The organism is Burkholderia sp. BCC1985 (assembly GCF_905339915.1).
Taxonomy (GTDB): Bacteria; Pseudomonadota; Gammaproteobacteria; order Burkholderiales; family Burkholderiaceae; genus Burkholderia.
On record NZ_CAJPGY010000045.1, the window covers coordinates 28,104 to 55,094 of the forward strand.

Below are 26,991 nucleotides of genomic sequence, written 5' to 3' on the forward strand. Positions count from 1 at the left end.
TCATTTCAAGAGGATACCTAATGATATCGCAAGCGAACACTCAACAGCAGGACTGGCTTCGTCTCGACGGGCAGGTTTGCGTCGTGACGGGGGCCGCGGGCGGCATCGGCACGTCGATCGTCGAAACGTTCGTGGCGGCCGGCGCGCGGGTCGCGCTGCTCGACCGCGACGCGGACGGCACCATCGCGATCGCCGAGCGGCTGCGCGCGGCCGGCGGCGACGTCGTCGCGATCGGCTGCGATATCGGCGATGCCGCCAGCGTGACGCAGGCCGCCGAACGCGTGGAGCGCGACCTCGGTCCCGCCGACGTGCTCGTGAACAACGCCGGCCTGTTGCGTGCCGGCGGCATCGAGAGCATCGGCCTCGACGCATGGAACGCGATGCTGCAGGTCAATCTCACCGGCTACATGTTGTGTTCGCAAGCGTTCGGGCGCGCGATGCTCGCGCGCGGCTCGGGTGCGCTGGTACATGTCGCGTCGATCGCGGCGCGCCACCCGCAGACGTACAGCGGCGCCTACAGCGCGAGCAAGGCGGCGGTCGCGATGCTCGCGCGGCAACTGGCGGCGGAGTGGGGGCCGCGCGGCATCCGCAGCAATACCGTGTGCCCGGGCATGATCCGCACGCCGCTGTCGGAGTCGTTCTATGCGAGCGGCGACATCGAGGCACGCCGCAGCGCGATGACCGCGAGCCGCCGCATCGGCCGGCCCGACGACATCGCGAACGTCGTCGCGTTTCTCGCGAGCCCGCGTGCGGCATACGTGAATGGCGCGGAGCTGGTGGTCGACGGCGGCCTCGACGCGATGCTGATGGATCTCGTGCCGCGGCCCGGCTACGAGGCCGGTGCCGGCGCACGCTGATTCGGCGACCTTGCCGTGCTGCACCACGACGCGCAGCGCGAGCCCGGCGACGCACAGTTATTCAAGAGACGGAGGAAGACATGATGAACGATCAGCAGCGTTCGAAGCACGTCACGTGCGATCTGCTCGTGATCGGATCGGGAGCGGGCGGCCTGTCCACCGCCATTACCGCGCGCAAGGCGGGGCTCGACGTGATCGTCGTCGAGAAGGAAGCATGTTTCGGCGGCACGACCGCGTTTTCCGGCGGCGTGCTGTGGATCCCGGGCAATCGCCATGCGCGCGCGAACGGCGTGCAGGATACGCGCGAAGCGGCCCGCACGTATCTGCGCGGCGAGACGGGCGCGTTCTACGACGATGCGGCGATCGACGCGTTTCTCGAGCACGGCCCGCGCATGCTCGATTTCTTCGAGCGCGAGACTGACGTGAAATTCGTGCCGACGCTGTATCCCGACTATCACCCGGACATGCCCGGCGGCGTCGACATCGGCCGCTCGGTCGTCGCCGCGCCGTACGATGCGCGCGGGCTCGGGCGCGATCTCGAGCGCCTGCGTCCGCCGCTGAAGACGATCACGTTCATCGGGATGATGTTCAATTCGTCGAACGCGGACCTGAAGCACTTCTTCAACGCGACGCGCTCGCGTCGGTCGGCGTGGTACGTGACGAAGCGGCTTGCCGCGCATCTGAGGGATCTCGCGCTGTACCGGCGCGGCGTGCAGATCACGAGCGGCAACGCGCTCGCCGCGCGCCTCGCGAAGTCCGCGCTGGATCTCGGCATTCCGATCCTGACGAACACGCCCGCACGCGAACTCGTCGCGGACGGCGCGCGCATCGCCGGCGCGACGGTCGGGGCCGACGGCGCGACGTATCGCATCACCGCGCGCCGTGCGGTCGTGCTCGCGAGCGGCGGCTTCTCGCACGACGTCGCGCGCATCGCGCGTGCTTATCCGCACGTTGCGCGCGGCGGCGAGCATGTATCGCCGGTGCCGGCCGGCAACACCGGCGACGGCGCGACGCTCGCCGAGCGCGCGGGCGGCCGCGTCGAGATCCGCTATCCGCAGCCGGCCGCATGGATGCCCGTCTCGCGCGTGCCGCTCGGCGACGGCCGCTTCGGTGTGTTTCCGCATCTGCTCGATCGCTACAAGCCCGGCGTCATCGGCGTGACCCGCCGCGGCACGCGTTTCACGAACGAATCGAATTCGTATCACGACGTCGGCGCTGCGATGATCGCAGCATGCAAAGGCGAGACCGAAACCGCGATGTGGCTCGTGTGCGATCACGCGACGATCCGCAAATACGGGCTGGGCTTCGCGAAGCCCGCACCCGTGCCGCTCGGGCCGCTGCTACGCAACGGCTATCTCGTGCAGGGGCGCACGCTGGCCGAACTCGCGCAGCGCGCCGGCATCGATGCGGCGAATCTGGAAGCGACCGTGCGGCGCTACAACCGCGATGCCGTGCGCGGCGAGGATCCCGAATTCGGCCGCGGCACGACGTCGTTCAACCGTTATCTCGGCGACGCCGACCATCGTCCGAATCCGTGCGTGGCGCCGCTCGGCGACGGGCCGTATTACGCGCTGAAGGTCGTGATGGGCGACCTCGGCACCTTCGACGGCATCCGGACCAACGTGGTCGGCCAGGTGCTCGCCGCCGACGACCGGCCGATCGCCGGCCTGTATGCGGTCGGCAACGATCGCGCCAGCATCATGGGCGGCAACTATCCGGGCGCGGGGATCACGCTCGGGCCGATCATGACGTTCGGCTATCTGAGCGCACGCCATATCGCGGGGCTTGCCGACCTCGGCGACCTGCCCGACCTGCGTGACCGACTCGATCTTGCCGAGCCGACATCATCCGCCGCCGAGCCGACACCACCCGCCGCCGCACGCGTGACCGCCTGAACCCGGAGCCGACCATGACTACCGCTAAATCCTTCATCGACCATCGCATCTATACGATCCGCCCGCGCGGCATGGCGGAGTTCATCGAGATCTTCGACCGGCTCGCGATGCCGATCCAGGTCAAGTATCTCGGCGCGCCCGTCGGCTTCTACATGAGCGACATCGGCGCGTTGAACCAGGTCGTCCATCTGTGGGGCTACGACAGCATCGCCGACTACGACGCGCGGCGCACCGCGCGCGATGCCGATCCGGACTGGCCCGCGTATCTGCAGGCGTCCGGCCACCTGATCGTCGCGCAGGAGAGCCGCATCATCCGCCGCGTCGAGTTCCCGAGCCTCGCGTACCTGACGCGCTGAACCGATGACGATGAAATCCGGACCCGATACGGACGACACCCCGCGCGCGTGGCGATCGTCACGGGCGGCGCGGACGGCATCGGCCGGGCATGCGCGATGCGGTTCGCCGCCACGGACTGCCGCGTCGCGCTCGCCGGCCTGCAAGGGCACCGGGTTCACGACGAAACCATGACCATGAACAGGTCCGCGCGCGGGCGGTGCATCGGCACCGTCGTGCGACCGGACCGAAGGAGACATACGATGAAAACCCCCCCGCGTACGCTCGACGTGCAGTCGTTCATCGACGCCGAGCGCTTTTCCCCCTGTCAGTGGCTGATCCTGATCCTGTGCTTCCTGGTCGTGGCCGCCGACGGCTACGACACGGCCGCGATCGGCTTCATCGCACCCGCGCTCACACACGACTGGGGCATCGCGCGCAGCGCGCTCGGCCCGGTGATGAGCGCGGCGCTGGCCGGGCTCGGCATCGGCGCACTCGCCGCCGGACCGTGCGCGGACAGGCTCGGCCGCAAGACCGTGCTCGTGCTGTCGGTCGCGTGTTTCGGCGCATGGAGCATGGTGTCCGCGCATGCACAGTCGATCGAAGCGTTGACTGCATTCCGCTTCCTGACCGGGCTCGGCCTGGGCGCGGCGATGCCGAACGCCGTCACGCTGATGTCGGAGTACGCGCCGGCCCGGATCCGCGGTGTGGCCGTCAACGCGATGTTCTGCGGTTTCTCGTGCGGGCTCGCGGTGGGCGGCGTCACGTCCGCGTGGCTGATTCCTCAGTTCGGCTGGCAAAGCGTGCTGACCGCGGGCGGCATCGGGCCGCTCGCGCTGGCGGTCGCGCTCGTGATGCTGCTGCCCGAGTCCGCGCAGTATCTCGCGGCGCGACCGGGCACGCATGCGCGCATCGCGCGCATCCTCGCGCGGATCGCACCGCGCGAGCGCTTCGACGACTGCACGTTCGTGGCCGCCGGCGCGCGAGCGCAAACGGGCGGGGCGTCCGCGCTCGCGCAGGTCGTATCCGCGCAGTTCCGTTCGCGCACGCTGATGCTGTGGGCGGCCTATTTCATGGGACTGCTGATCTATTACCTGCTGACCAACTGGATGCCGACGCTGCTTCGCGACGCGGGCTTCAGCGCCGAAGGCGGCGCGCTGATGACGTCGCTGTTCCCGCTCGGCGGCGTGCTCGGCAACCTCGGCGCCGGATGGCTGATGGACCGCTTCAATCCGAACCGGACGATCGTCTGCGCGTATGTCGTGGCGGCGCTGCTGGTGCTCGTGGCGAGCCGCACGATCGGGCATGCCGCGTGGCTCGGCACGCTGATTTTCCTGTGCGGCACCGTGGTGACGAGCGCGGTGACGTCGATGTCGGCCTATGCGGCGAGCCTGTATCCGACGCGCTGCCGCGCGACGGGCGTGGCATGGATGCTCGGCATCGGACGAATCGGCGGCGTGGCCGGCGCATTCGCCGGCGCGATGCTGATGGGGCTCGGCTGGCACTTCGGCGACGTGTTCAGCCTGCTGGCGGTGCCGGCGCTCGCCGCGGCCGGTGCGTTGTACATGATCGGCCATTGCCGCACGGAGATCACGGAACAGGAGCGCGCGAGCGGGGCGGCCGTGCAGCAGCACTGATTCGGCAGATGCGCGACTGCGGCGCAGCGCGCGAATGAAAAAAGCCACGGAGGGTTCCGTGGCTTTTTGTTTTCGTCACGCAGCCGTTGCATGGCTGCGTATCGAACGGTTTCGTGCGTACGCGCTTACGCGATGCTCTTCGACCAGTTCGCGTACCAGTTGCGGAACAGCGTGTACTGCGCTTCCGCGTAGTTGCGCTGCGCGTCGCTCAGGGCGTCGGTTTCGTTGAAGTGCAGCGTGTATTCCTTGTCGCCGTTCAGCACCATCAGGTGCTTGTAGAACAGGACCAGATCGCAGCCTTCGTCGAACGACGACAGCACGGCCAGCGCCGCTTCCAGTTCCTTCGCACGCACGCGCGCCACGGCGTCGCCTTGCGCGGCCTTCTTGCACAGGTCGACCAGTTGCAGCACTTCGCGCGGCAGCGCGTTGCCGATACCGGTGATCGCGCCTGCGGCGCCGCAGTTCACGAAGCCGTGGAAGACCTGCGTGTCGACGCCGGCCATCAGCGTCACGCTGTCGTCCTGCGACGTGATGTTCTCGGCTGCGTAGCGCATGTCGGCGGCGCCGCCGAATTCCTTGAAGCCGATCAGGTTCGGGTGCTGGCGACGCAGTTCGAAGAACAGGTCGGCGCGGGTTGCGAAGCCGTAGTACGGGCTGTTGTAGATCACGGCCGGCAGGTTCGGCGCGGCGTTCAGGATCGCGGCGAAGTGCGCCTTCTGGGCCGCCGGCGACGCGCCGCGCGACAGCACGCGCGGGATCACCATCAGGCCGTGTGCGCCGACCTTCGCGGCATGCGCGGCGTGCGACACGGCTTCCTTCGAGTTCACCGCGCCGGTGCCGACGATCGTCGGGACGCCGGCTTCGACCAGGCGCGCGACGCCTTCCTGGCGCTGCGCTTCGGTCAGCAGCGGCCAGTCGCCCATCGAGCCGCAGTACACCACCGCGCGCATGCCGAGTGCAATCAGTTCCTTGCCCTTCTTCACCAGCGCGTCGAAATCCGGCTGACGGTCAGCGGTGCACGGCGTCATCAGGGCCGGAATGGTGCCGGTAAAAATGTTGTCGCTCATCTCGTTTCCTCACATTCAGATAGGGTCACTGCCATTGCTGGCAACGTGGGCTGTACGCGCGCTCGCCGTCTCGTCGGTGCTGCATGCGATCCGGACGGCGGCTGGCCGCCTCTTGTTTGCCTCGGTGCCGAAACGTTGCCTCCGGTTTCGCCCGAGAGTCAGCCATCGACGGAAGTCATTCTAGCCAGTTCGAATATTTTATACAATATAAAATAAAAAGGGCGTGACGAAGGTCGTCATGCCGGAGCCGCGGGGACGGTGGCGAACCGCGCCGCAGCGGCTTTGGGCGGGGGCGACGGACGATCCCGTCGACGCCGGAAAATCCACGCCACGCCCCGCCCGTCGGCCCGCGAGCCGCGATCGGCGTCCCATAAACGGATCCCTGCCGTACTTTCCTCTGATCAGAACCATCGCGCTCGCAGGCTCGGAACCTGACGGCCAGATGCCGCCCCGCATGTCGCATTTCTGCCGAAACCTTTTTGAGATTGCATGGATTGTGTATTGGATATTGTATAAAATCTTTCGACGTGCTTACGCGCGAACCCGGCCCGCCAAGGGAAATGGAAGACAACGAGAGGAGATACGGAGATGACAAGTCAGGTCGGCGAGGCAGTCTCGCCCGGTAGTGCAGCAGCCGTGCGGGACACGGCGTCGAAGCGGGAATTGAAGCGGGTCGTCGCGGCGTCGATGGTCGGCTCGGTGGCGGAGTGGTACGAGTTCTTCCTGTACGGAACGGCGTCGGCGCTGGTGTTCGGCACGCACTTCTTCAAGAAGACCGGCAACCCGATCGACGGCCTGCTCGCCGCGTTCGCGCTGTATGCGGTGGGATTCGCCGCGCGCCCGATCGGCGGGCTGGTGTTCGGTTACTACGGCGACAAGTTCGGCCGCAAGTATCTGCTGCAGGTGAGCCTGATCGTGGTCGGCGTCACGACCTTCCTGATGGGGTGCCTGCCGACCTTCGATGCGATCGGCTACTGGGCGCCGGTGCTGCTGGTGTCGCTGCGCCTGATCCAGGGCTTCGCGTTCGGCGGCGAGTGGGGCGGCGCGATCCTGCTGGTCAGCGAACACAGCCCGGACAACCGCCGCGGCTTCTGGGCCAGCTGGCCGCAGGCCGGCGTGCCGGCCGGCAACCTCGTCGCGACCATCATCCTGCTGGTGCTGTCGAGCTCGCTGTCCGAGGCCGACTTCCTGGCGTGGGGCTGGCGCGCGGCGTTCTGGTTCTCGGCGGTGGTCGTGCTGATCGGTTTCTGGATTCGCCGCAAGGTCGACGATGCGCCGATCTTCAAGGAAGCGCAGGCGCGCCGCGCGCAGAAGCAGGAAAAGCAGCTCGGCGTGGGCCACGTGCTCAAGTATCACTGGCGGCAGGTGCTGATCGGCATCGGCGCGCGGTTCGCCGAGAACATCCTGTATTACATGGTCGTCACGTTCTCGCTGACTTACCTGAAGCTGGTCGTCGGCTTCGACACCACGCGGATCCTGAAGCTGATGTTCGCCGCCAACGCGATTCACTTCTTCTTCATCCCGCTGATGGGGCTGATGTCGGATCTCGTCGGGCGCAAGCCCGTGTATCTGACGGGCGCCGTGCTGACCGCCGGCTGGGGCTTCGTCGCGTTCCCGATGATGGATACCGGCAACGACTGGATCATCATGGCCGCGATCGTGCTCGGCCTGTTCATCGAATCGATGACGTACTCGCCTTATTCGGCGCTGATGACCGAGATGTTCCCGACCAACGTGCGCTATACCGCGCTGTCGCTGTGCTACCAGGTCGCGCCGCTGATGGCCGGCTCGCTTGCGCCGCTGATCGGGCTGTCGCTGCTCGAGCGCTATCACTCGTCGACGCCGATCGCGTTGTATCTCGTCGCGGCCGCGCTGATCTCGATCGTGTGCGTCGGGCTTGCGAAGGAAACGCGCGGCAAGTCGCTGCGCGAGGTCGATGCGGAGGCGAGTCGGCGCACGCACGCGTGAGGCGGGTGATCGACGACTGATTGCACGCACGGAAGCCACCCGCGAGAGTGGCTTTTTTGTGCTTCATCGAGGATTTCCGGGGAGTGCGGGGAAGACGGCCGGCGTTCGGTTCACTACGGTCGTCACTGATTGCGCCCGGCAGCGGCCATCGACGGGTGCTTGTCGAGGAGGGATCGAATCTGTCGCAGTGCTCGTTCCCGGTGCTGTCGCGCATGCCGTCGGATGGCGACGTGTCGGCAACGGGCGTAGCATTCAGACATGCGGCCGGCCGCGATGCTCACTGCCTGATCGGCGGCACGCCAGGTCCGGCCGCGGCCGGCCACTCATGACGGCCCGGCAAAGGAGCCTCGATGCGCTCGCAAGCAACGTCCGTCCCACGCCTGAGACGCTACGGGATCGCGGCTGCGATCGTCGTCGCCTGCCTGATCGTCGTCGGGCGCGTCACCGGTCTCCTGGTCGACTGGCTCTGGTTCGCGTCGATCGGCTATGCCGGCGTCTTCTGGACGATCCTGTCCGCGAGGGTGCTGCTGTTCGTCGCGGTGTTCGCCGTGTCGGCGGCCGCGATCGGCGCGTCGGGGTGGCTCGCGCATCGTCATGCCAGGCCCGTCGATGTCTGGCAGGTAGCGGACGCTTCGTCGACGCGTGCGGAGGATGTCCTGCGGGCGCTGGCGGGGGAGGTCGCGTCGCGCATTCCCTGGCGCGCGGTCATCGCCGCGGGTGCGGTCATACTCGGGCTTGCGATCGCCGCCGGTGCGATGTCGAGCTGGGATGTCGCGCTTCGTTTCCTGCATCGGGTGCCGTTCGGCGCGCGCGATCCGATCTTCGGCAAGGACATCGGTTTCTATCTGTTCGCGCTGCCCGTCTGGATCCTGCTGAAGAACCTGCTGCTGCAACTGGTCGTCTGCTGCGCGATCGTCGCGGGCGGCGTCTACTGGCTGCGCGGCGACATCATGCTCCGCCCGCCGAAGGGGCTTTCGTCGGCCGCCGCGGTTCACGGGTCGGCGCTACTGGCACTGTTCTTCCTGCTGAAAGCCTGGTCCTGGTGGCTCGAACGCTTTCTGCTGCTCTACGACAACAACGGGGTCGTGGTCGGCGCCGGTTATACGGATGTCCACGTGATGCTGCCGGTGCTGTGGCTGCTCGTCGGCCTCGCCGTTGCGTCGGCCGTTGCGATGCTGGTCAACCTGCGCCGGCCCGGCTATCGGTTGCCGGCCGCCGCGATGCTGCTCGTGTTCGGCACTTCGTTCGCGCTCGGCATCGTCTATCCCGCGCTGTTCCAGCGCTTCTACGTCAAGCCGAGCGAACTGCAGCTCGAGACGCCCTATATCCAGCATAACATCGCGTTGACGAGGCAGGCTTACGGTCTCGCGCGGATCGAGGTCAAGCCGTTCGCGGCCGAGCAGGGCCTGAACATCGCGTCGCTGCAGGCCAATCGCGCGACCGTCGACAATATCCGCCTATGGGATGTGCAGCCGCTGATGGATACCTATGCGCAGTTGCAGGAGATCAGGACTTACTACAAGTTCTTTTCCGTGGATATCGATCGCTACCGTCTCGACTCCGGCTACCGGCAGGTCATGCTGTCGGCGCGCGAACTGGAGCAGTCGATGCTGCCGGAGAACGCCCGAACCTGGGTGAACCTGCATCTGCTGTTCACCCACGGCAACGGCATCGTGATGTCGCCGGTCACGGAGAAATCCACGGAAGGCTTGCCGTCGCTCTATCTGCACGACATTCCGCCCGTCGCCGATGGCGGGCCGGCGATCGACGAACCGCGCATCTACTTCGGCGAAGGCGGGCAGGGCTATGTGATCGTGAAGGGCAGCGTGCGCGAATTCGACTACCCGAAGGGGGACAGCAACGTCTACACGTCGTACAGCGGGCGCGATGGTGTCGCGATCGGCGGCGCGGTGCGGCGCAGCCTGTTCGCATGGCAGTTCGGCGATCCCAACATCCTGCTGACGCACTACATCACGAACGAGAGCAGGATCCTCTTTCACCGCAACATCCGGGACCGGATCCGCACGATTGCACCGTTTCTCGCGCTCGACCACGACCCCTATGTCGTGGCAAGCAACGGACGCCTGTTCTGGATGCAGGACGCCTATACGACCAGCCAGTGGTTTCCGTATGCGCCGCCCGGCACCGGCGATGGCGCCAACTACATTCGCAACGCGGTCAAGGTGGTGGTCGACGCGTACAACGGCACGGTTGACTTCTACGTCAGCGATCCTTCCGATCCGCTGGTGCGGACTTACGCGCGCATCTTCCCCGGCATGTTCAAGCCGCTCGACGCGATGCCGCAGGATCTTCAACGGCACATCCGCTACCCCGAGGATCTGTTCCTGATCCAGGCGAACCTCTACCGCGCTTATCACATGGATGCACCGGAAGTGTTCTATAACCGCGAGGACCTCTGGCAGTTTCCTCGTGCGCTCGGCGACATCGACGGGGGCGACGCCGCGAACCGGCAGATGGCGCCGTACTACACGATCATGCGGCTGCCCGGCGATGCGCAGGCCGGCTTCGTGCTCATGCTGCCGATGGTGCCGAGCCAGCGCGAGAACATGATCGCGTGGCTGGCCGCGCGTTGCGATCCGCCCGGGTACGGCAAGCTGATCGTCTACGCGTTCCCCAAGGAAAAGCTGATCTACGGGCCGTACCAGATCGAGGCGCGCATCCAGCAGAGCACGGAAATCTCGCAGCAGATCTCGCTGTGGAACCAGATGGGCTCGCGCGTGATCCGCGGACATCTCGTGGTCGTTCCGATCGAGCACTCGATTCTCTACGTGTCGCCGCTCTATCTGCGCGCGTCGTCCGGCCAGTTGCCCGAGTTGAAACGGGTGATTGCGGCCTATGGCGATCGCGTCGTGATGGAGGAAAACCTGAGCGAGGCGCTCGCGGCGCTCTTCAAGGAGGCGAGGCCGGGGCCGGGGGCGGCGCCGGCCGGCGGCGCGGCGGATACGCGCGCCCGCGACGCGCTGGCCCATTACGATCGTGCGATCGAGCGGCTGAAGGCGGGGGATTGGGCCGGCTTCGGCGCGGAACTCGATGCGCTCCGACCATTGCTCGAAGCGCTGGGCGCCGCTCGCGCGGATCACAAGCCGTGAGTGAGGCGCGGCTGAGCGGGCGTGGGCGTAATTGACCGCAATCAAGCAGTTGTCGTGTCGTTCCGGGCGCGCGCGTTGGCCTGAACCGGGACCGCGCGCGGAAAGCGGGCCGGCAGCCGGCTCGTCGTCCCATGCATCGAGCGAACCGACCAACCCGTCAGGTCAGCGGCGGCGCGTGGCCATGATCCTCCAGACTTCGCGCGTCGTCGTATTCCCGCGAAATATCCTTGTTCGTGTAGTCGCCGAGCTTCGATGCGGCGACCAGGCTCAACACCGCACATATCAGCACGTACACCGCGATCGCATACCCCGAATGGTAGTAGGCAAACAGCGCGGTCGCGATCAGCGGTGCCGGGCCGCCCGCAATGACCGAAGCGAGCTGATAACCCATCGACGCACCGCTATACCGCAACCGCCCGGTAAACGACTCGGCGATCAATGCCGCCTGCGGTCCGTACATCATCGAATGCGGGACCAGCGACAGCACGATGGCCGCGAAGATCCACGCCGGATTCCGGCTGTCGACCATCGCGAAGTAGAGGAATCCGAATATACCGACGGAAACCGCACCGATCATGTACATCCGCCGCCGCCCGATCAGGTCCGACACGTGGCCGAACAGCGGAATGGTGACGAATTCGACCACGGATGCCACCAGAACCGCCGTCAGCAGCAACTCGCGCGTGACGCCCAGCGCCGTGATCCCGTAAGTGAACACGAACGCCGTGAAGATATAGAACGGCGCCTGTTCGGCCATCCGCGCGAACGCCGACAGCACGATATCCGTCGGCTGCTTGCGCAGCACTTCGAGCATCGGCGCCTTCTCGATCCGGCGCTCGGCCAGCAGTTTCGCGAAGATCGGCGTCTCGAGAATGTTCAGGCGGATATAAAGCCCGATCGCGACCAGCAGGATGCTGAGGACAAACGGCACGCGCCAGCCCCACGTGAGAAAACTGCTGCCGGACAACCAGCTCATGGCCAGCACGGCGAGGTTGGCGAGGAACAATCCTGCCGGCACGCCGAACTGCGGCCACGACGCGACGAAGCCGCGATGCGCATTGGTGCGCGCCCACTCCATCGACATCAGGACCGAGCCGCCCCATTCGCCGCCGACACCGACGCCCTGGATGAAGCGCAGCACCGTGAGGAGAACCGCGCCCCAGATGCCGATCGTCGCGTAGGTCGGAACGAAGGCCACGGCGAACGTCGCGAGCCCCATCAGCAACAGGGTCACGATCAGCGTGGCCTTGCGGCCGATGCGATCGCCGTAGTGGCCGAAGATCGCCGCGCCGACCGGCCGCGCGACAAAGCCGACGGCATAGATCAGGAACGCCTGAAGCGTGCCGACGAGTGGATGGGATTGGGGGAAATACAGCTTTGCGAAGACCAGGCCGGTGACCGTGCTGTAGAGGAAAAAGTCATACCATTCGATCGTGGTGCCAATCGTGCTGGCGATGACGGCGCGGCGCAACTGGCGCCGGGCTTCCTCGTCGGAGAGGGGCGTGGCCGCGGATTGCATGGCAGCCATTTTGGTATCTCCCGGAAAAGGGCGATAGAGAAATAAACCATACGCCCGGCGACAGGTTTCAGCAAGCGCAGGCCACGAATGGATTGCAGGGCGCTCAAGACTTTCAATAAGAAGTCCTGATATATAGCCAGATCAACCACCCGCGCGCGCATGCATGTCGATGAACGCGCGGTTGCACGATGGGCTCGGTGATTTCCGTCCATTGAAGATGCGCGTATTTGCAGTACGCGATCCGCAGCGATTCCCGGTTTCGTGAGAAGGCACCGGCGCGGTGCCGGTCGAAACGGCGGCCGTCGAATCGTGGAGTAGTATTCCCACCATGTCCAGGTTATGGCTTGGCCTCCACGGCGCATAGCCAACCCGTCCGCGACGAGGGCGGCAGGCTCGTCAAAGGATTTGGAAGCTGCATCAACGATACGTATGGTGGCGTCGGCCGTGACGACGGCATTGAGGGGAGTGCGTCATGTCAACCGAGTGGAAGCAGCGCGTCAGACTGTTCATCCAGCGCTTCTGGCAGCCGACCAGTGCGTGCATGACCTGCATGCCGGGGAGCTGGGGCAACATCATGAGCCTCGCCCACTGGTCGATTGCATTTCATACCGGTCTGTTTACCGGACTCCTGGCTGTACTGCTGACTTTCACGCCCGCGGCGAAACTCTACGCGCATCGATACGGCAATGCGGTGATCGTCGGCGTCCTGACGACGTTGGGCGACGCCTACTCGCACACGAGTCACTACCGTATCCCCTATGTCGAGCACATCGTGACGGGTGCGATTTCAGGTCTCTTGACGCTGGCAGCCTCATATCTGTTCGAAGACCGCGCGCGACGCCTTCGGGCGGTATGGGCCCGGGTGTTCGGATAGCTTGTCCGCTGACTTTCCGAACCCGCCGGGCCGAACGGCAAGAGGCTCCACGGTGAGCCTGCGCTTCGCCGGCGCGCAGCCGCACCCCGCCCGCCGCCAGAGCGGCGACGGTCCTCCCCGACAGGTCGCGTCAGCGCGAAGCCGCGCCGTAGCGCGGCGACGATCCTCGACAGCCGACGAGGTTCAGGCTGCCGCCGCGATTTGAACCGAGTCTTGCCGCTCGCCACCCAGGATATCGACGAGATCGGTCAACATCCGCGCCAATTCACCCGTCATCAGCGTGACATCCGAGTCGAAGCGTTCGTCGTCGTTCTGCGCGGTGGGATCCGACGCCTCCTTGATCACGTCGAGCGGCGTGACACGCTTGATCGTCAGCGACGGCGTCAGCACGAAGGAGATGCGATCATTCCAGGTCATCGCGAGGCGCATGCATTGTTTGCCGGCCTCGATGTGCCGGCGCATGTCGTTCGCTTCCAGCGCGTGGCCGACGTATCGCACCGTGGCGCCACCTTCGCCGCTCGAGCGCAACTCGGCGTCCTGGTCCACGGTGAATCCGCCCGGCGCCTCGCCGGACAGCAGCCAGTCCGTCATCGCGGCGACCGGCGACAGCGCCACCTGGACGCCGGCGAGCGGCAATTGATCGATCGATTTGACGAGCAGGCCGCGAACGTCGTCGGCAAGTGCCAGTGCGGCCGCATCGATGACGAGCCAGCCGTTCACCGTATCGATCCACACGCGGGTATCGCGGCGAATGGTGAACGCGCGCGGCAGCAGTTCGTCGGTCACCTGCTCCTTGAGTTCGCGCAGCTGTTTTCGCCCGACCTTGAAACCCTGCTGCTCCTCGACCTCGAGCGCCCGGGCCTTGGTCACCTGATTGACGACCGACGCCGGGAGCAGCTTCTTTTCGGCGCGAAACGTCAGCAGCATCTGCCGGTTGATCGAATACACGAGCGCGCCGTCGTCACGCGGCGACGCCCATCCTGAGCGCTGCATCTCGACGCTGGTGCCCGGCTGAAACGCGTGGGGCGCGAGCCATGCTTCCATCTGATCGGGGGTAACGGCCCACGGTGCCGGAAGACGGTGAAGCTGAAGATTCTTGAACCACATAGGCGTGCGGGCAAAGCGCGTCATTCTATATGACGGTGACGTCTACCGGCCAGAAGCGCCGGTCGGGATGCAACATCGGCAGGCCGCTTCGATTGCTCGAGCGGCCTTTCATCGTCATCGCTTCAAGCGGATTGCGCCGCCGAGAATGCGTGTGCCGCGGCCATCGTATCCAGTGCTTCGCGCAACAGCAGGATTTTGCCGTCGCGCGCCACCAGCCGCCCTGCGTACAACTGGCGATAGATTTTCCCCGTCGATGGAACGAGCGCTTCGACTTCATATTCGGCGAATACCTGCTCGGGCGTTTCGATCAGCAGCCGCACATTGCTGAACGCAAAATCCGGCACTTTCGCGAGCAGCGAGGCAATGAAGGCTTCGATCGCACCGGGCCCCTGCGCGCGTGCGTCGATACCCAGTGACTTGAGATACGGCAGTTCCAGCACACCGTCGTTGGCAAACAGTGCGCCAGCCGCGCGTGGATCGCGAATCGATTCGAGGTAAGCGAAAAGCAGTTGTTTGGCGTTGTTCATGATCGGCTCGATAAAAGCGTGAATGGAAGCGATTCATTGCAGGCGCGTCGTCAGCGCAGTCGCCATCTGCTGCATGGCGGCTTGCAGCGTGATGTCGTGCAGCCGGTGGAAAGGAGAATACGGTCCGGACAATATTTGCGAAACGGAATCGTTTGAAAACCATCGTTGCATGAATGCAATGATGGACGCCGGCTGGTCAACCGCGCCGACACATCATTTCGGCCATCGCCAGGTCGGCTCGGAAAGGTGCTCGGCAAGATAATCCGACAGCGCCGCGACTTTCGCGGGCCGCGCGCGCGCCGAGGGCGTGACGAAGTAAACACCGCCCTTCGTCAGCGACCAGTCGGTCAGGATCGCTTCAAGACGACCATCGGCCAGGTAATCGCCCGCGATGAACTCGGGCAGTTCGGCAATCGCCAGTCCGGCGAGCAGCGTGGGCAACAGCGCATCGGCGTTCGTCACGCGCAGCGGGCCCGCCGGCATCACCGGCTCTTCTTCGCCTGCGTCGTTCGTGAAGCGCCATACGGCGCTACGCGCGCGGTACGCGTACGAGAGACAAGGACGATCCGCGAGTTCCCGCGGATGGGCGGGCCGTCCTTCACGCGTCAGATATTCCGGCGACGCCACCACGAATTGCGTCACCGCGCACAGCCGCCGCGCGACCAGCGACGAATCCGGAAGCGCGGCGATCCGCAGCGCGGCGTCGAACCCGTCGGCGACCAGATCGACCGACGCATCCGACAGATGCAGGTCGATCGACACTTCCGGATACGCGCGAAAGAAGCCCGGCAGCAGCGGCGCGACCCAGCGCAGCCCGTACGACATCGGCACGGCCAGACGCACCAGCCCGCGTGGCCGCACCGACATTTCGCGTGCCGAGCTTTCCGCCTCCTCGGCCTGGCGATAGATCTCGCCGGCTTGCTCGCTGATCGTGCGGCCGAACTCGGTGAGCGAGAGCTGACGCGACGTGCGATTGAACAGCCGCGCGCCCAGCCGGTCCTCCAGGCGGGCCACGCCGCGCGAGACGGTCGCGACCGACACGCCGGTCGCGCGCGCCGCGGCGGCAAACGAACCGTGCTCGGCCACCTTCGCGAACATCGCGAGCCCCTCGAAATCGGGTAGTTGAGCCATCTTCCCTCATCTTTGCATTTTTGCAACGTTTGTTTGCAATCAATTCTATTTCGAAAAGATGAGGCCGTCGATATTCTCCTCACATCGCAGTACGCGATGCAACGAAACCCCACACCGACCCAACGAAAGGAGCAATACCATGGCACGCAAACTCGACAACAAGATCGCACTCGTCACCGGCGCAACCAGCGGCATCGGTCTCGCCACCGCCCAGCGCTTCGCGGCCGAAGGTGCGCACGTCTATCTCACGGGCCGCCGACAGGCCGAACTCGATGCCGCCGTGAAGGGCATTCGCGAAGCCGGCGGCAAGGCGACCGGCGTACGTTCGGATTCCACCAAGCTCGATGAGCTCGACGCGCTGTATGCGCAGATCAGGGAAGAACAGGGCCGCCTCGACGTGCTGTTCGTGAACGCCGGCGGCGGTTCGATGCTGCCGCTTGGCAGCATCACCGAAGCACACTACGACGACACCTTCGAGCGCAACGTGAAGGGCGTGCTGTTCACGGTACAAAAAGCGCTGCCGCTGCTTGCCGAGCGTGCCTCGGTGATTCTCACCGGCTCGACGGCGGGCAGCGCGGGCACCGCGGCGTTCAGCGTGTATTCGGCTTCGAAGGCAGCGGTGCGGGCCTTTGCACGCAGCTGGATTCTCGATCTCAAGGAACGCGGCATCCGCGTGAACACGATCAGCCCGGGCGCGACCCGCACGCCTGGTCTGCTCGATCTCGCCGGTGACGATGTCGCGCAGCGCCAGGGTCTCGCCGATTATCTGGCTGCTCAGATCCCGATGGGGCGCCTCGGCGAGCCTGGCGAGATCGCGAGCGCGGCGCTGTTCCTGGCCTCGGACGACGCGAGCTTCGTGAACGGCATCGAATTGTTCGTCGATGGCGGCCAGCAGCAGATCTGAGCGCAGCCACGGCGCGCGGGTGCGGAAGACGCCGTCTGCGACGATCGCGATCCGCGCCCGGCGTGCTCGAACCGGGCTCCGTCATGATTGAACATCGGCCTTTTCTTGTGCTTGGCGCAATCCGGCGCGGCCGTGTCGACATTCGCCAGCATTTCCGCGTCGGCGAATCCGGGCGCGCCGACGATGCGCCGCTCGGTCCGCTCTACATGTTGAGCGACGTCGAGTTCGCGCCGCACTCGGGCCTCGGCCCGCATGCCCACCGCGACGTCGAGATCGTCACGTGGGTGCGGTCGGGCGCCATCACGCATGAAGACGACGCGGGCAATCGCGTGCGTCTGGTCGCCGATTCCGTCCACGTGACGAGTGCCGGCACGGCGATCCATCACGCCGAGCGCAACGACGAGAATATGCCCGCGCGGCACTTCCAGATCCGGCTGCGTCCGCGCACACCTGGCGGTACACCGCGCTGTGCGACGCGTGTCTGTTCGTCCGGATGTCGCGAGGGCCGATTCGTGACGCTGGCGAGCGGCGATCCGGAGGATGTCCGCGCCGGCGCGTTGCCGATTCACGCCGATGCACGCGTGCGTATCGCGACGCTGCGTGAAGGCACGGCGTTGCGGCACGCGTTGCCGATGCCCGGTTCTGCTTATCTGGTTGTCGATCATGGCCGGCTGGACGTAGGGCCGATCAGGCTGGCGCAACGCGACGGTGTTGCCGTTCGCGATGAAACGTGGCTCATGTTGCGGGCGCGGGACGACACGGACGTCATGATCGTCGAGCGCTTATGCTAGGGCGCATGCTCGATCAGCGCGCGGCCGCAGCCTGGTTCATTGCCGTGCCGACTTCGAGAAAGCGCGCCGGCGTCCGGTGGCCGTATTGCGGGAACACCGGACGTCGATGCCGACGTCGCCTGTGGCGGCGACCGCCGACGCTCGCCCGCAAGGCCGCTCTGCTAATATCGTAGAAAGTATGCAATATCCAGCGCCGCGTCGGCGCTTGCCTGACCGCCATCCCCAGTCCGAACCGCAACATGAACGAGAAACGCCCCGCTCTTGTCTACGCCACGCGCGCCGAAGCCGCAGCGAATGAACTGCGCCGCCGCATCCTGACGGGGGAATACGTCGACGGCTACCAGCTTCGCCAGGATGCGCTGGCGACCGAGCTCGGCATCAGCCGGATCCCGCTGCGCGAAGCGCTCGTGCAGCTCGAGAGTGAAGGGCTCGTGAAGATCCTGCCGCACAAGGGCGCGATCGTGTCGGAGCTGTCGCCGGAGGACATCACCGAACTGTTCGAATTGCGCGCGCTGCTGGAGCCCGTGCTGCTGAAAAAGTCGATTCCGAAGCTGACCGCCGAGGATTTCGCGCGGCTCGATGCGATCCTCGACGAATACAGCGCAGTGCTGCACGCGAGCCAGTCCGGCCGCTGGGGCGAACTGAACACCGAACTGCATCATCTGCTGCTGTCGCGCGCCGACCAGCCGAAGACGGCGGCGATCGTCGCGTCGCTGCTGCAGCAGACCGACCGCTACACGCGCGTACAACTGTCGCTGTCCGAGGCCGCGCGCGACGTGGCCGAATCCGAGCACGCGGAACTCGTCGCGCTGTGCCGCAAGGGCGATGCGCGCGCGGCGGCGTCGCTGCTCAAGCGCCACATCGAGCATGCGGGTGGCGAGTTGAATGCGTTTCTGCGGGACCGGCGGCTTGGGCGTTGAGGTCGTTCGCGCGCCGCGCGCCGCGCGGATACCCGATTCCGGTCAATCGCGGCGTTGCAGCACGGTCGCATGCGATCCGTGGCTCGTCCGGGCGCCCCACGGCGCCGAAGGCGGCCTGCACGTATCGCTTCCGTTTGACCGTCTAGCCGCCACCGATCCCCTGCAATACCTTGCCCGTCCCGCCGCACACCGCGCATGGCTGTCCTTCGACCATCCCGGTGCCGCGGCACACGCCGCATAGATCCTCGCCGACGCCCGGTGCATCGGGCGGCCCTTCGTCGCCCGGATTCAACGGCGTGTCCTGACGCTGTCCCGCCGGCGTTCTGGTCGTCTGCATCGCACACCTCCTTGCGTGTTTTCGATGTCGCGGCAAGCGCGCATCGCGCGTGCCTGCCGCGACGGCATGCGCCGTGGTCGACGCGCGGTGCCGCCAGCATGCGTGAGCAGGCACGCCGGCAACGATGACGCGACGCTCCGCATGACCGCGGGCATCGGCATCGTCACGTCGTCATTACAACGACGGCGCCCGCCTCGAGCCAGCCATCGCCGACGGCAGTCAGTCATCCTATGACTATGGAAATAGAAACGAAAGAGAGTATCCGGCTCCGGAAAACGACACGTCACCGCGCCGGGTCAAACGCAGCCTCATCTCCGGAAAACGTTTCGCCGGCTACGCGCTGAACAGAGAAGGCTTTTCCCTTTGCCTCGCCGAAAACCCGCTACAGAAGCGCCTATAGGGTATGCACCAAGTGAGTTAAACGATTAACCGACGTACATTCGCTTCCACACGTCATACAACGTATGACTGCGATTCAGCGAAGGCCGTGCCCCGACTGATGCGCAAGCCGCCCGGATCGCCGCCAGACGACGAACAACCATCAAGGAGACTGACGATGAAGCACCGATTCACCCGCTCCCGTACCGCCCTGGCCGTCGCGCTGATGGCCGGCTTCGCGGTGTCCGCGCAGGCCCGCGTGTTCCGCTCGGCGGACGTGCACGGCGACAGCTTCCCGACCAACATGGCGGTCAAGTACATGGGCGACGAGCTGTCGAAGCTGACGGGCGGCAAGGACTCGATCAAGGTGTTCGGCAACAGCGCGCTCGGCTCCGAGAAGGACACGGTCGACCAGGTGCGGATCGGCGCGATCGACATGGCGCGCGTGAACGGCGCGTCGTTCAACGAGATCGTGCCGGAGTCGCTGATCCCGTCGTTCCCGTTCCTGTTCCGCGACGTCGACCATTTCCGCAAGGCGATGTACGGCCCGGCCGGCCAGAAGATCCTCGACGCGTTCGCGGCGAAGGGGATGATCGCGCTGACGTTCTACGAGAGCGGCGCGCGCTCGATCTACGCGAAGCGCCCGGTGCGCACGCCGGCCGACATGAAGGGGCTGAAGGTGCGCGTGCAACCATCGGACCTGATGGTCGACGAGATCAAGGCGATGGGCGGCACGCCGACGCCGATGCCGTTCGCCGAGGTCTACACGGGCCTGAAGACGGGCCTCGTCGATGCGGCGGAAAACAACCTGCCGTCGTACGAGGAAACCAAGCACTTCGAGGTGGCGCCCGACTACTCGGAGACGCAGCACGCGATGACGCCGGAAGTGCTGGTGTTCTCGAAGAAGATCTGGGACACGCTGTCGCCGCAGGAACAGGCCGCGATCAGGAAGGCAGCAGCCGATTCGGTGCCGTACTACCAGAAGCTGTGGACCGCGCGCGAGGCATCGGCGCAGCAGACGGTGACGAAGGGCGGCGCGAAGATCCTGCCGGCCGCGCAGGTCGACCGCGCGGCATTCGTGAAGGCGATGCAGCCGCTGTGGGCGAAGTACGAGAAGACGCCGCAGATGAAGCAGATCGTCGACGAGATCGAGGCCACCAAGTGACCCGTCGCGCTTCCCTGAACGGCGCGGCGACCGTAGGCGCATCGGACGCGGCTGCCGCGGACGGTGCGGCGCCGTGCCGGCCGCATGCGGCGGCGCCGCGCCTGCGCTGCATGAACGACCTGTTGTTCCGCGCGCTGGCCGTGGTCGCGTCGCTGTGTCTCGCCGCGCTCACGGTGCTGGTGTTCTACGCGGTCGTGATGCGCTATGCGTTCGAGAACGCGCCCGACTTCGTCGAGCCGATCGCGCTGCTGCTGGTGATTGTGATCGCGATGTTCGGCGCGGCGATGAAGGTGCGCGACGGCGGCCATATCGGCCTCGACTCGCTCGTGCGGCGCCTGTCGCCGGGCCCGCGTACCGTGGTGATCGCGATCCAGCACCTGAGCCTGATCGCGTTCGCGATCGCGATCATGGTCGGCTGCGGCAGCATGGCCGCGGAGACGATGGGCGACCGCATTCCGATCATCGGGCTGCCCGAAGGCGTGCGCTACCTGATCACGATTCCCGCGGCGATCGCCATCATCCTCTTCTCGCTCGAGCACCTGCTCGCGCTTCGTCGTTCTTCGTCGGGACAATAACGCCATGGAACTCGCGATCCTGTCCGTCAGTTTTCTGGTTTTCCTCGTGCTCGGCGTACCGGTCTCGTTCGCGCTCGGCATTTCCTGCGTGCTGACCTACCTGGTCGAAGGGCTGCCGATCGCGACCGCGATGCAGGCGATGATCTCGGGGATGAACGCGTTCTCGTTCCTCGCGGTGCCGTTCTTCATCTTCTCCGGCGAGCTGATGCTGCACGGCGGCATCGCGGACCGGATCCTGCGCTTCGCGCAGGCCACCGTCGGCCATTTCCGCGGCGGCCTCGGGATGGCCAACGTCGTCGCGTGCACGCTGTTCGGCGGCGTGTCGGGCTCGCCGACGGCCGATACCTCCGCGATGGGCGGCGTGGTGATTCCGCTGATGAAGCGCGAAGGCTACAGCGCGGCGTACGCGGTCAACGTGACGACCCACGCGTCGCTCGCCGGCGCGCTGATGCCGACGTCGACCAACATGATCATCTACGCGTTCGCCGCGCAGGGGATCACGGGGGTGCTGCACGGCCAGCCGGTGAGCGGCGTGTCGATCGGCGACCTGCTGTTCTCCGGCCTCCTGCCGGTGCTGTGGGTGATGGGCTTCGTGCTCGCGGCCGCATACTGGCAGGCCGTGCGCCACGGCTATCCGCGCCGCGAGGACGGTTCGTCGGCGCTGCCGTCGTTCCCGGGCTGGTATGCGGTGCTGCGCAGCTTCGTCGGCGCGGTGCCGGGCCTGATGGTGATCGCGATCATTCTCGTGTGTGTCGCGAAGGGGATCGCGACCGCGACCGAAGCCGCCGCGATCGCCGTCGTGTACTCGCTCGTGCTGACCGCGCTCGTCTACCGGACGCTGACGGCCGAGAAGCTGCGGCGCGCGCTGTCGCATGCGGCGCGCACGACGGGCGTCGTGCTGCTGCTGATCGCCGTGTCCAACATGCTGCGCTTCCAGATGTCGTACCTGGAGATTCCGGATGCGATCGAAGGGCTGCTCAAGCAGTCGACCGCCGCGCCGTGGCTGATGCTGCTGTACATCAACATCATCCAGGTGTTCCTCGGCACGTTCGTCGACATGGCCGCGCACATCCTGATCACGACGCCGCTGTTCCTGCCGATCGCGATGGCATGCGGCGTCGGGCCGGTGCAGTTCGGCATCATGCTGCTGCTGAACTGCTCGCTCGGCCTCGTGCACCCGCCGATCGGCTCGGTGCAGTTCGTCGGCTGCGCGATCGGCAACGTGTCGATCGGCGAGACGACGAAGATGGCGTGGCCGTATTACCTCGCGATCTTCAGTGCGATCAACATCGTCACGTACATGCCGTTCTTCTCCACCTGGCTGCCGAGCCTCATCAGCGGGCACGCGGTGTTCTGAGCGCGCGTTTCACCCGTCGCGGCGCCGGACGATCCGAGGTCGTCCGGCGCCGCAGTCATGTCGGCGGTTGCTTCACGCGCGGCGTGGCGCGCCATCGCGGCGGCCGCACCGGCGCCGGCCGCGTCGCGCGATCGGCGTCGTGCCGGCCGCGCGGCGCAAGTGCGCGATGCGCTGCGTCGCGGCACGCGCGGCAGTCACCCGCAACGGCGGCAACCTGTGCGATGATTCGCCGCTTCGCGTTCGTCGCAGAACGCCGCGGATCGCGACGCCCGTTGCCGGGCCGCCGCTCACCGCCCACCGCATTGACATCCGGAGACGACATGCCCGCACACATCGTTCATGGCAGCACCCTGCATTACCAGGATCACGGCAGCGGATTTCCGGTGCTGTTCGGGCACAGCTATCTGTGGGATGCCGCGATGTGGGCGCCGCAGATCGACGCATTGTCGAGCCGGTATCGCGTGATCGTGCCGGACCTGTGGGGACATGGCGCGTCGGGCCCGCTGCCTGCCGGCACGCAGACGCTCGACGATCTCGCCGCGCACGCGAGCGCGTTGCTCGATGCGCTGGAGATCGGGCAGTGCGCGGTCGTGGGGCTGAGCGTCGGCGGGATGTGGGGCGCGCGGCTCGCGTTGCGCGAACCGCAGCGCGTGCGCTCGCTCGTGCTGATGGACGCGTCGCTCGAGGCCGAACCCGACGCGACGCGGCTGCGCTACTTCGGGATGCTCGACGCGATCGCCGCCGCCGGCTGCATCGCGCCGCCGCTGCTCGATGCGATCGTGCCGCTGTTCTTCCGGCCGGACGTGAACCTGGCCGACCCGGTGCCGCGCGCCTTTCGCGCGGCGCTTGCGAACCTCCCGGCCGACCGGCTGCGGGAATCGATCGTCCCGCTCGGCCGGCTGATCTTCGGGCGGCCGGATACGCTCGCCGCACTCGCCGGGCTGGATGCCGAACGCACGCTGCTGATGTGCGGCGCGGGCGACATGGCGCGCCCGCCGTCGGAGACGGTGAAGATGGCGAGCGTGATCGGCTGCCGCCATGCGCTGGTGCCGGACGCCGGCCATATCTCGAACCTGGAGAATCCCGCGTTCGTCACGCGGACGCTGCTCGACTGGTTCGACGAGCAGCAGCTCGCGGCGGGCTGAACGCCGCACGCGATGCCGGCGGCGGGCGCCGCGCGGCATCGCGTGACGACGCAACGACTTGCGTTGCGACGTTACCGCGTCATGCGCGTTCGCCGACCGGCGTGAACTGGCGGTCGCGCACGCGGCCCGCGTCGGCACCGCGGCGGATCAGGTCCTGCGCCTCCGCACGGCTCGCGACGCACGGTGCGGAGCCGGGCAGCGGCCGGCGTGCGGACTCGCGCAGCGCGAGCACCGACACGATGCCGATGAACGATGCGCCCATCAGGTAGTAGGCCGGCATCATCAGGTCGCCGGTGCGATCGACGAGCCACGCGGTGACGAGCGGCGTCGTGCCGCCGAACAGCGATACCGACACGTTGAAGCCGATTGCGAGCGCGCCGTAGCGGATCCGCGTCGGGAACAGCGCGGGCAGCGCGGACGGCATCACGCCGGTAAAGGTCGACAGCAGTGTGCCGTAGATCAGCATCCCGCCGAACACCGGCAGCATCCCGCCGGTGCGGATCAAGAGCAGCGCGGGCACCGACAGCACGAGCAGGCCGACGCAGCCGAACATCATCACCGGCTTGCGGCCGAGCCGGTCCGACAGATGGCCCGCGTAGAGCGTCATCGGCATCATCAGCACCATCACGAGCAGCACCATGAACAGGCCGTGCGTCTCGTTGAAGTGCAGCGTCGCCGACAGGTAGTTCGGCAGGTACGACAGCGCCATGTAGTCGGTCACGTTGAAGATCAGCACGAGGCCGACGCACTGCAGCAGCGGCTTCCACTGTTCGACGAGCAGCGTGCCGAACGACTGCTTCGGGCGCGATCGTTCGTCCGCTTCGCGCGCTTCGGCTTCCTTCTTGAACGCGGGCGTTTCCTCGAGCTTGAGCCGCACGTACAGGCCGACGAGGCCGAGTGGGCCGGCGATGAAGAACGGCACGCGCCAGCCCCACGACAGCAGCGCTTCCTGCGACAGCGTCGCCGTCAGGATCGCGACGGTGGCCGCGCCGAGCGTGTAGCCGATCAGCGTGCCGAACTCGAGGAAGCTGCCCATGAAACCGCGGCGCCTGTCGGTCGCGAACTCGGCGATGAAGGTGGCGGCGCCGCCGTATTCACCGCCCGTCGAGAAGCCCTGCACGAGGCGCGCGACGAGCAGCAGGATCGGCGCCATGATGCCGATCGACGCGTAGCTGGGGATCAGGCCGATCGCGAAGGTGCCGACGGCCATCATGATCATCGTGGCGGCGAGCACGCGCTGGCGGCCGATGCGGTCGCCGAGCGGGCCGAACACCATGCCGCCGAGCGGGCGCACGAGGAATGCGGCCGCGAACGTGCCGAAGGTCGCGAGCAGCTGCGCGGACGGGCTGCTGGACGGGAAGAACACCTTGCCGAGCGTGACGGCGATATAGCTGTAGACGCCGAAGTCGAACCATTCCATCGCGTTGCCGAACGCCATGGCCCCGACCGCACGCTTGAGGACGGCAGGGTCGACGATCGTGATGTCATCCAGCTTGAGGGCCTTGCGCGAAGACCGGGCTTTCGCGGGGTGCGCTTGCGATGAACTCAATGAACGCTCCTGGAAGGCGCCTTCGCGGCCGGCCGAGTGGGTGCGCGGCGAGGCGGGCGCGGGACCGTCGGGGACGAAGGCGGTTGTCTCGGGATCGCCATGATGTCGGTGATGCGGCGCGCGGCACGCGACACCAGGCAAGTGGGTTGGTGTGAATCAGTGTAGAGAAACGGGGAACACGGACTATCGGTCATGCGCCCGGAAACCGGTCGAAAACGACACGGATGGCGCAGGCGGGCAAGTCGCCATGCCGCGCGGCGGCGCGTGTGCGGCGGCAAGGCGGTACGGGTTGCGACGGCGGCGGTCTATGCCGCGATCACGGCGTGGACGGATGCGGCACGGTGCGGATCGTGTGGGCGTGTCGGCGTGACGGGCAAGACGGACGTGACGGGCGGCCGGAGCGTCGCACGCGCATCCGCCCGCAACGGAAGCCGCGCCGGAACCGGATGCATCGCTGCAGGCCGGACTCGGCGAAAAACGATTCGGAGTGCGAATGCATCGGGGCGGTGGTTCGATGCAGTCTCCACCGCCCGTGCATCAGAACATATGGCGGATCCCGAGGTTCGCGCCGACGGTCGTGCCGGTGACCGCGTAAAGCGCGTTGGTGATCCCCAGCCCGGTGTTCATCGCACCGTGGTTGTTGACCATCGCGACCTGCGCGTACAGCGCGGTCGCCTTCGACAGGCTGTAGGTCGTGCCGATCGCCGCGAGCAGCGAGTGATTGGCCGTGTCGTTGCGATCGCTGGTGAACCAGACGCCGCCGTTCAGGTCGACGGCCGGTGTCGCCTGGTAGTCGAGGCCGCCGCCGTACACGTTGTTGCTGAACGAGCCGCCGACCTTGTAGCTCGTGAACGACGCCTTCGCGGTGACCGGGCCGAAGCGGTAGGCGGCGCCGATCGTGCGCCCGACGAACGCGACGGTGCTCGGCGTCGGCGTCGGGTCGGTGCCGTCGTTGCCATCGTAGAACGCGGCGTCGATCATGAAGCCGTCGTGCTCGTACTTGAGGCTCGCCGAATACTGGCGGCCGGCCTGGAAGTCGCCGGCCTTGCCGCCGAACGCGAACATCGCGCTGCCGGTGAGGCCGGCGATCGTCGGGCTCGTGTACGACACGGCGTTCGGGTTGAACAGGCCCGTCACCAGCACGTTGTCGACGTAGTTGATCAGCCCGCTGCCGAAGTGCGAGAAGCTGCGCGGATCCGAATCGAAGATCGCGAGCAGGAACGGCGAATACTGCACGCCGGCCTTGACCGTGCCGAACCCGCCGTCGAGCCCGACCCACGCCTGGCGGCCGAAGAAGTTGCCGTTCGAATGCGCGAACGCGCCGTTGGTGACGGCGAAGCCGCTCTCGAGCTGGAATTTCGCCTTGAGGCCGCCGCCGAGATCTTCGGTGCCGGTCATCCCGAACGTCGTCGGCGTCATGCCGGTATCGGTCATCGCGAACTGATGGCCGGCGTTCGCGCCGGTGGCCGCGTCGCGTGTCTTGCTGGTGTACAGCAGCGCGGCGTCGAGGTTGCCGTACAGCGTCACGCTGCTCTGCGCGAAGCCGCTGCTACTGGCCAGCGCGCCTGCCAGCGCTGCGCAACCGATCACGATTCTGCTTTTCATTGAGGTGTCTCCAGTGTTGTTGTACGTCGATGCATCGAACAAGGGGATGCGGCGGATGCCCGCGTGGCGGTGTCCGTCGCATGAGCCGCGCACGCAGGGTGGGGCGCGGCGGGACGCACGTGCGCGGCCGGGTGGCGGCCGCGTGCGACGCGTTCAGGGCGGGGATGGGCGCCCGAACGCGCGTGTGTCGACAGTGTCGGGTGCGGCCGGTGCCGGCCGCGTCATTCAGAGCGACCGGTT

General features: G+C 66.5%; 22 protein-coding genes. 14 read left to right on the forward strand and 8 right to left on the reverse strand.

Going from position 1 to position 26,991, the window contains the following annotated elements:
* Positions 1-20: 20 nt before the first annotated feature.
* From U4Z31_RS30735 to U4Z31_RS30750, 4 genes are all read left to right on the forward strand, one after another.
* Positions 21-857 (forward strand): SDR family oxidoreductase, encoded by an 837-nt coding sequence (locus tag U4Z31_RS30735; RefSeq protein ID WP_321812302.1) that lies wholly within the window; start codon positions 21-23, stop codon positions 855-857.
* Between the two features lie 80 nt (positions 858-937).
* The gene (locus U4Z31_RS30740) at positions 938-2,752 is read left to right on the forward strand and encodes an FAD-dependent oxidoreductase (protein WP_415750313.1); all 1,815 of its coding nucleotides are present in this window, start codon (positions 938-940) and stop codon (positions 2,750-2,752) included.
* A 14-nt stretch (positions 2,753-2,766) separates the two neighbouring features.
* The gene (locus U4Z31_RS30745; RefSeq protein ID WP_124489399.1) at positions 2,767-3,108 is read left to right on the forward strand and encodes an NIPSNAP family protein; all 342 of its coding nucleotides are present in this window, start codon (positions 2,767-2,769) and stop codon (positions 3,106-3,108) included.
* Between the two features lie 240 nt (positions 3,109-3,348).
* Positions 3,349-4,722 (forward strand): MFS transporter, encoded by a 1,374-nt coding sequence (locus U4Z31_RS30750; protein WP_321812303.1) that lies wholly within the window; start codon positions 3,349-3,351, stop codon positions 4,720-4,722.
* A gap of 125 nt (positions 4,723-4,847) precedes the next feature.
* On the opposite strand, the gene U4Z31_RS30755 is transcribed toward U4Z31_RS30750, so the two are convergent.
* Positions 4,848-5,789 (reverse strand): dihydrodipicolinate synthase family protein, encoded by a 942-nt coding sequence (locus U4Z31_RS30755; protein ID WP_124523839.1) that lies wholly within the window; start codon positions 5,787-5,789, stop codon positions 4,848-4,850.
* A gap of 588 nt (positions 5,790-6,377) precedes the next feature.
* Here U4Z31_RS30755 and abaF point away from each other — a divergent pair.
* Together abaF and U4Z31_RS30765 are read left to right on the forward strand one after the other, a co-directional pair.
* Positions 6,378-7,757 carry a fosfomycin efflux MFS transporter AbaF gene (abaF, locus tag U4Z31_RS30760; RefSeq protein ID WP_321812304.1) on the forward strand — a complete coding sequence of 460 codons (1,380 nt, stop codon included), beginning with the start codon at positions 6,378-6,380 and terminating at the stop codon, positions 7,755-7,757.
* 350 nt (positions 7,758-8,107) lie between these two features.
* Positions 8,108-10,867, forward strand: a complete 2,760-nt coding sequence (locus U4Z31_RS30765; RefSeq protein ID WP_321812305.1) for a UPF0182 family protein — start codon at positions 8,108-8,110, stop codon at positions 10,865-10,867.
* A 157-nt stretch (positions 10,868-11,024) separates the two neighbouring features.
* On the opposite strand, the gene U4Z31_RS30770 is transcribed toward U4Z31_RS30765, so the two are convergent.
* Positions 11,025-12,395, reverse strand: a complete 1,371-nt coding sequence (locus tag U4Z31_RS30770; RefSeq protein ID WP_321812306.1) for an MFS transporter — start codon at positions 12,393-12,395, stop codon at positions 11,025-11,027.
* Between the two features lie 463 nt (positions 12,396-12,858).
* Here U4Z31_RS30770 and U4Z31_RS30775 point away from each other — a divergent pair, with 463 nt between their 5' ends.
* The gene (locus U4Z31_RS30775; RefSeq protein WP_124489393.1) at positions 12,859-13,260 is read left to right on the forward strand and encodes a hypothetical protein; all 402 of its coding nucleotides are present in this window, start codon (positions 12,859-12,861) and stop codon (positions 13,258-13,260) included.
* Between the two features lie 183 nt (positions 13,261-13,443).
* Here U4Z31_RS30775 and U4Z31_RS30780 read toward each other — a convergent pair whose 3' ends face one another.
* From U4Z31_RS30780 to U4Z31_RS30790, 3 genes are all read right to left on the reverse strand, one after another.
* On the reverse strand, positions 13,444-14,367 hold the full coding sequence (locus tag U4Z31_RS30780; protein ID WP_321812307.1) for a recombination-associated protein RdgC: 924 nt from the start codon (positions 14,365-14,367) through the stop codon (positions 13,444-13,446).
* A gap of 122 nt (positions 14,368-14,489) precedes the next feature.
* The gene (locus U4Z31_RS30785; RefSeq protein ID WP_321812308.1) at positions 14,490-14,894 is read right to left on the reverse strand and encodes a nuclear transport factor 2 family protein; all 405 of its coding nucleotides are present in this window, start codon (positions 14,892-14,894) and stop codon (positions 14,490-14,492) included.
* Between the two features lie 213 nt (positions 14,895-15,107).
* Complete coding sequence (locus U4Z31_RS30790) at positions 15,108-16,025, reverse strand: LysR family transcriptional regulator (protein WP_321812309.1); 918 nt, start codon at positions 16,023-16,025, stop codon at positions 15,108-15,110.
* Between the two features lie 139 nt (positions 16,026-16,164).
* On the opposite strand from U4Z31_RS30790, the gene U4Z31_RS30795 reads away from it, so the two are divergent.
* From U4Z31_RS30795 to U4Z31_RS30805, 3 genes are all read left to right on the forward strand, one after another.
* On the forward strand, positions 16,165-16,929 hold the full coding sequence (locus tag U4Z31_RS30795; RefSeq protein WP_321812310.1) for an SDR family NAD(P)-dependent oxidoreductase: 765 nt from the start codon (positions 16,165-16,167) through the stop codon (positions 16,927-16,929).
* Between the two features lie 83 nt (positions 16,930-17,012).
* The gene (locus tag U4Z31_RS30800; RefSeq protein ID WP_321812316.1) at positions 17,013-17,720 is read left to right on the forward strand and encodes a pirin family protein; all 708 of its coding nucleotides are present in this window, start codon (positions 17,013-17,015) and stop codon (positions 17,718-17,720) included.
* Between the two features lie 239 nt (positions 17,721-17,959).
* Positions 17,960-18,640 carry a GntR family transcriptional regulator gene (locus U4Z31_RS30805; protein ID WP_044847167.1) on the forward strand — a complete coding sequence of 227 codons (681 nt, stop codon included), beginning with the start codon at positions 17,960-17,962 and terminating at the stop codon, positions 18,638-18,640.
* A gap of 142 nt (positions 18,641-18,782) precedes the next feature.
* On the opposite strand, the gene U4Z31_RS30810 is transcribed toward U4Z31_RS30805, so the two are convergent.
* Positions 18,783-18,977, reverse strand: coding sequence for a hypothetical protein (locus U4Z31_RS30810; RefSeq protein WP_124489389.1), 195 nt, complete (start codon positions 18,975-18,977; stop codon positions 18,783-18,785).
* A 556-nt stretch (positions 18,978-19,533) separates the two neighbouring features.
* Between U4Z31_RS30810 and U4Z31_RS30815 the strand changes: the two genes are divergently transcribed.
* The 4 genes from U4Z31_RS30815 (at position 19,534) to U4Z31_RS30830 (ending at position 23,597) form a co-directional block, all read left to right on the forward strand.
* Positions 19,534-20,520 carry a TRAP transporter substrate-binding protein gene (locus U4Z31_RS30815; RefSeq protein ID WP_124646702.1) on the forward strand — a complete coding sequence of 329 codons (987 nt, stop codon included), beginning with the start codon at positions 19,534-19,536 and terminating at the stop codon, positions 20,518-20,520.
* The gene (locus U4Z31_RS30820) at positions 20,517-21,095 is read left to right on the forward strand and encodes a TRAP transporter small permease (RefSeq protein ID WP_321812311.1); all 579 of its coding nucleotides are present in this window, start codon (positions 20,517-20,519) and stop codon (positions 21,093-21,095) included. Before U4Z31_RS30815 ends, U4Z31_RS30820 begins: the two co-directional genes overlap by 4 nt.
* A gap of 4 nt (positions 21,096-21,099) precedes the next feature.
* Complete coding sequence (locus U4Z31_RS30825) at positions 21,100-22,452, forward strand: TRAP transporter large permease (protein WP_044847171.1); 1,353 nt, start codon at positions 21,100-21,102, stop codon at positions 22,450-22,452.
* Between the two features lie 320 nt (positions 22,453-22,772).
* Positions 22,773-23,597: an alpha/beta fold hydrolase gene (locus U4Z31_RS30830; protein ID WP_321812312.1), complete on the forward strand. Its 825-nt coding sequence runs from the start codon at positions 22,773-22,775 to the stop codon at positions 23,595-23,597.
* Positions 23,598-23,676: 79 nt separating this feature from the next.
* Here U4Z31_RS30830 and proP read toward each other — a convergent pair whose 3' ends face one another.
* Together proP and U4Z31_RS30840 are read right to left on the reverse strand one after the other, a co-directional pair.
* Entirely contained in the window at positions 23,677-25,146 is a 1,470-nt protein-coding gene (gene proP / locus U4Z31_RS30835; protein WP_321803823.1) for a glycine betaine/L-proline transporter ProP, read from the reverse strand.
* Between the two features lie 537 nt (positions 25,147-25,683).
* A complete protein-coding gene (locus U4Z31_RS30840; RefSeq protein WP_321812313.1) occupies positions 25,684-26,751 on the reverse strand; it encodes a porin in 1,068 nt (355 codons plus the stop codon).
* Positions 26,752-26,991: the final 240 nt, after the last annotated feature.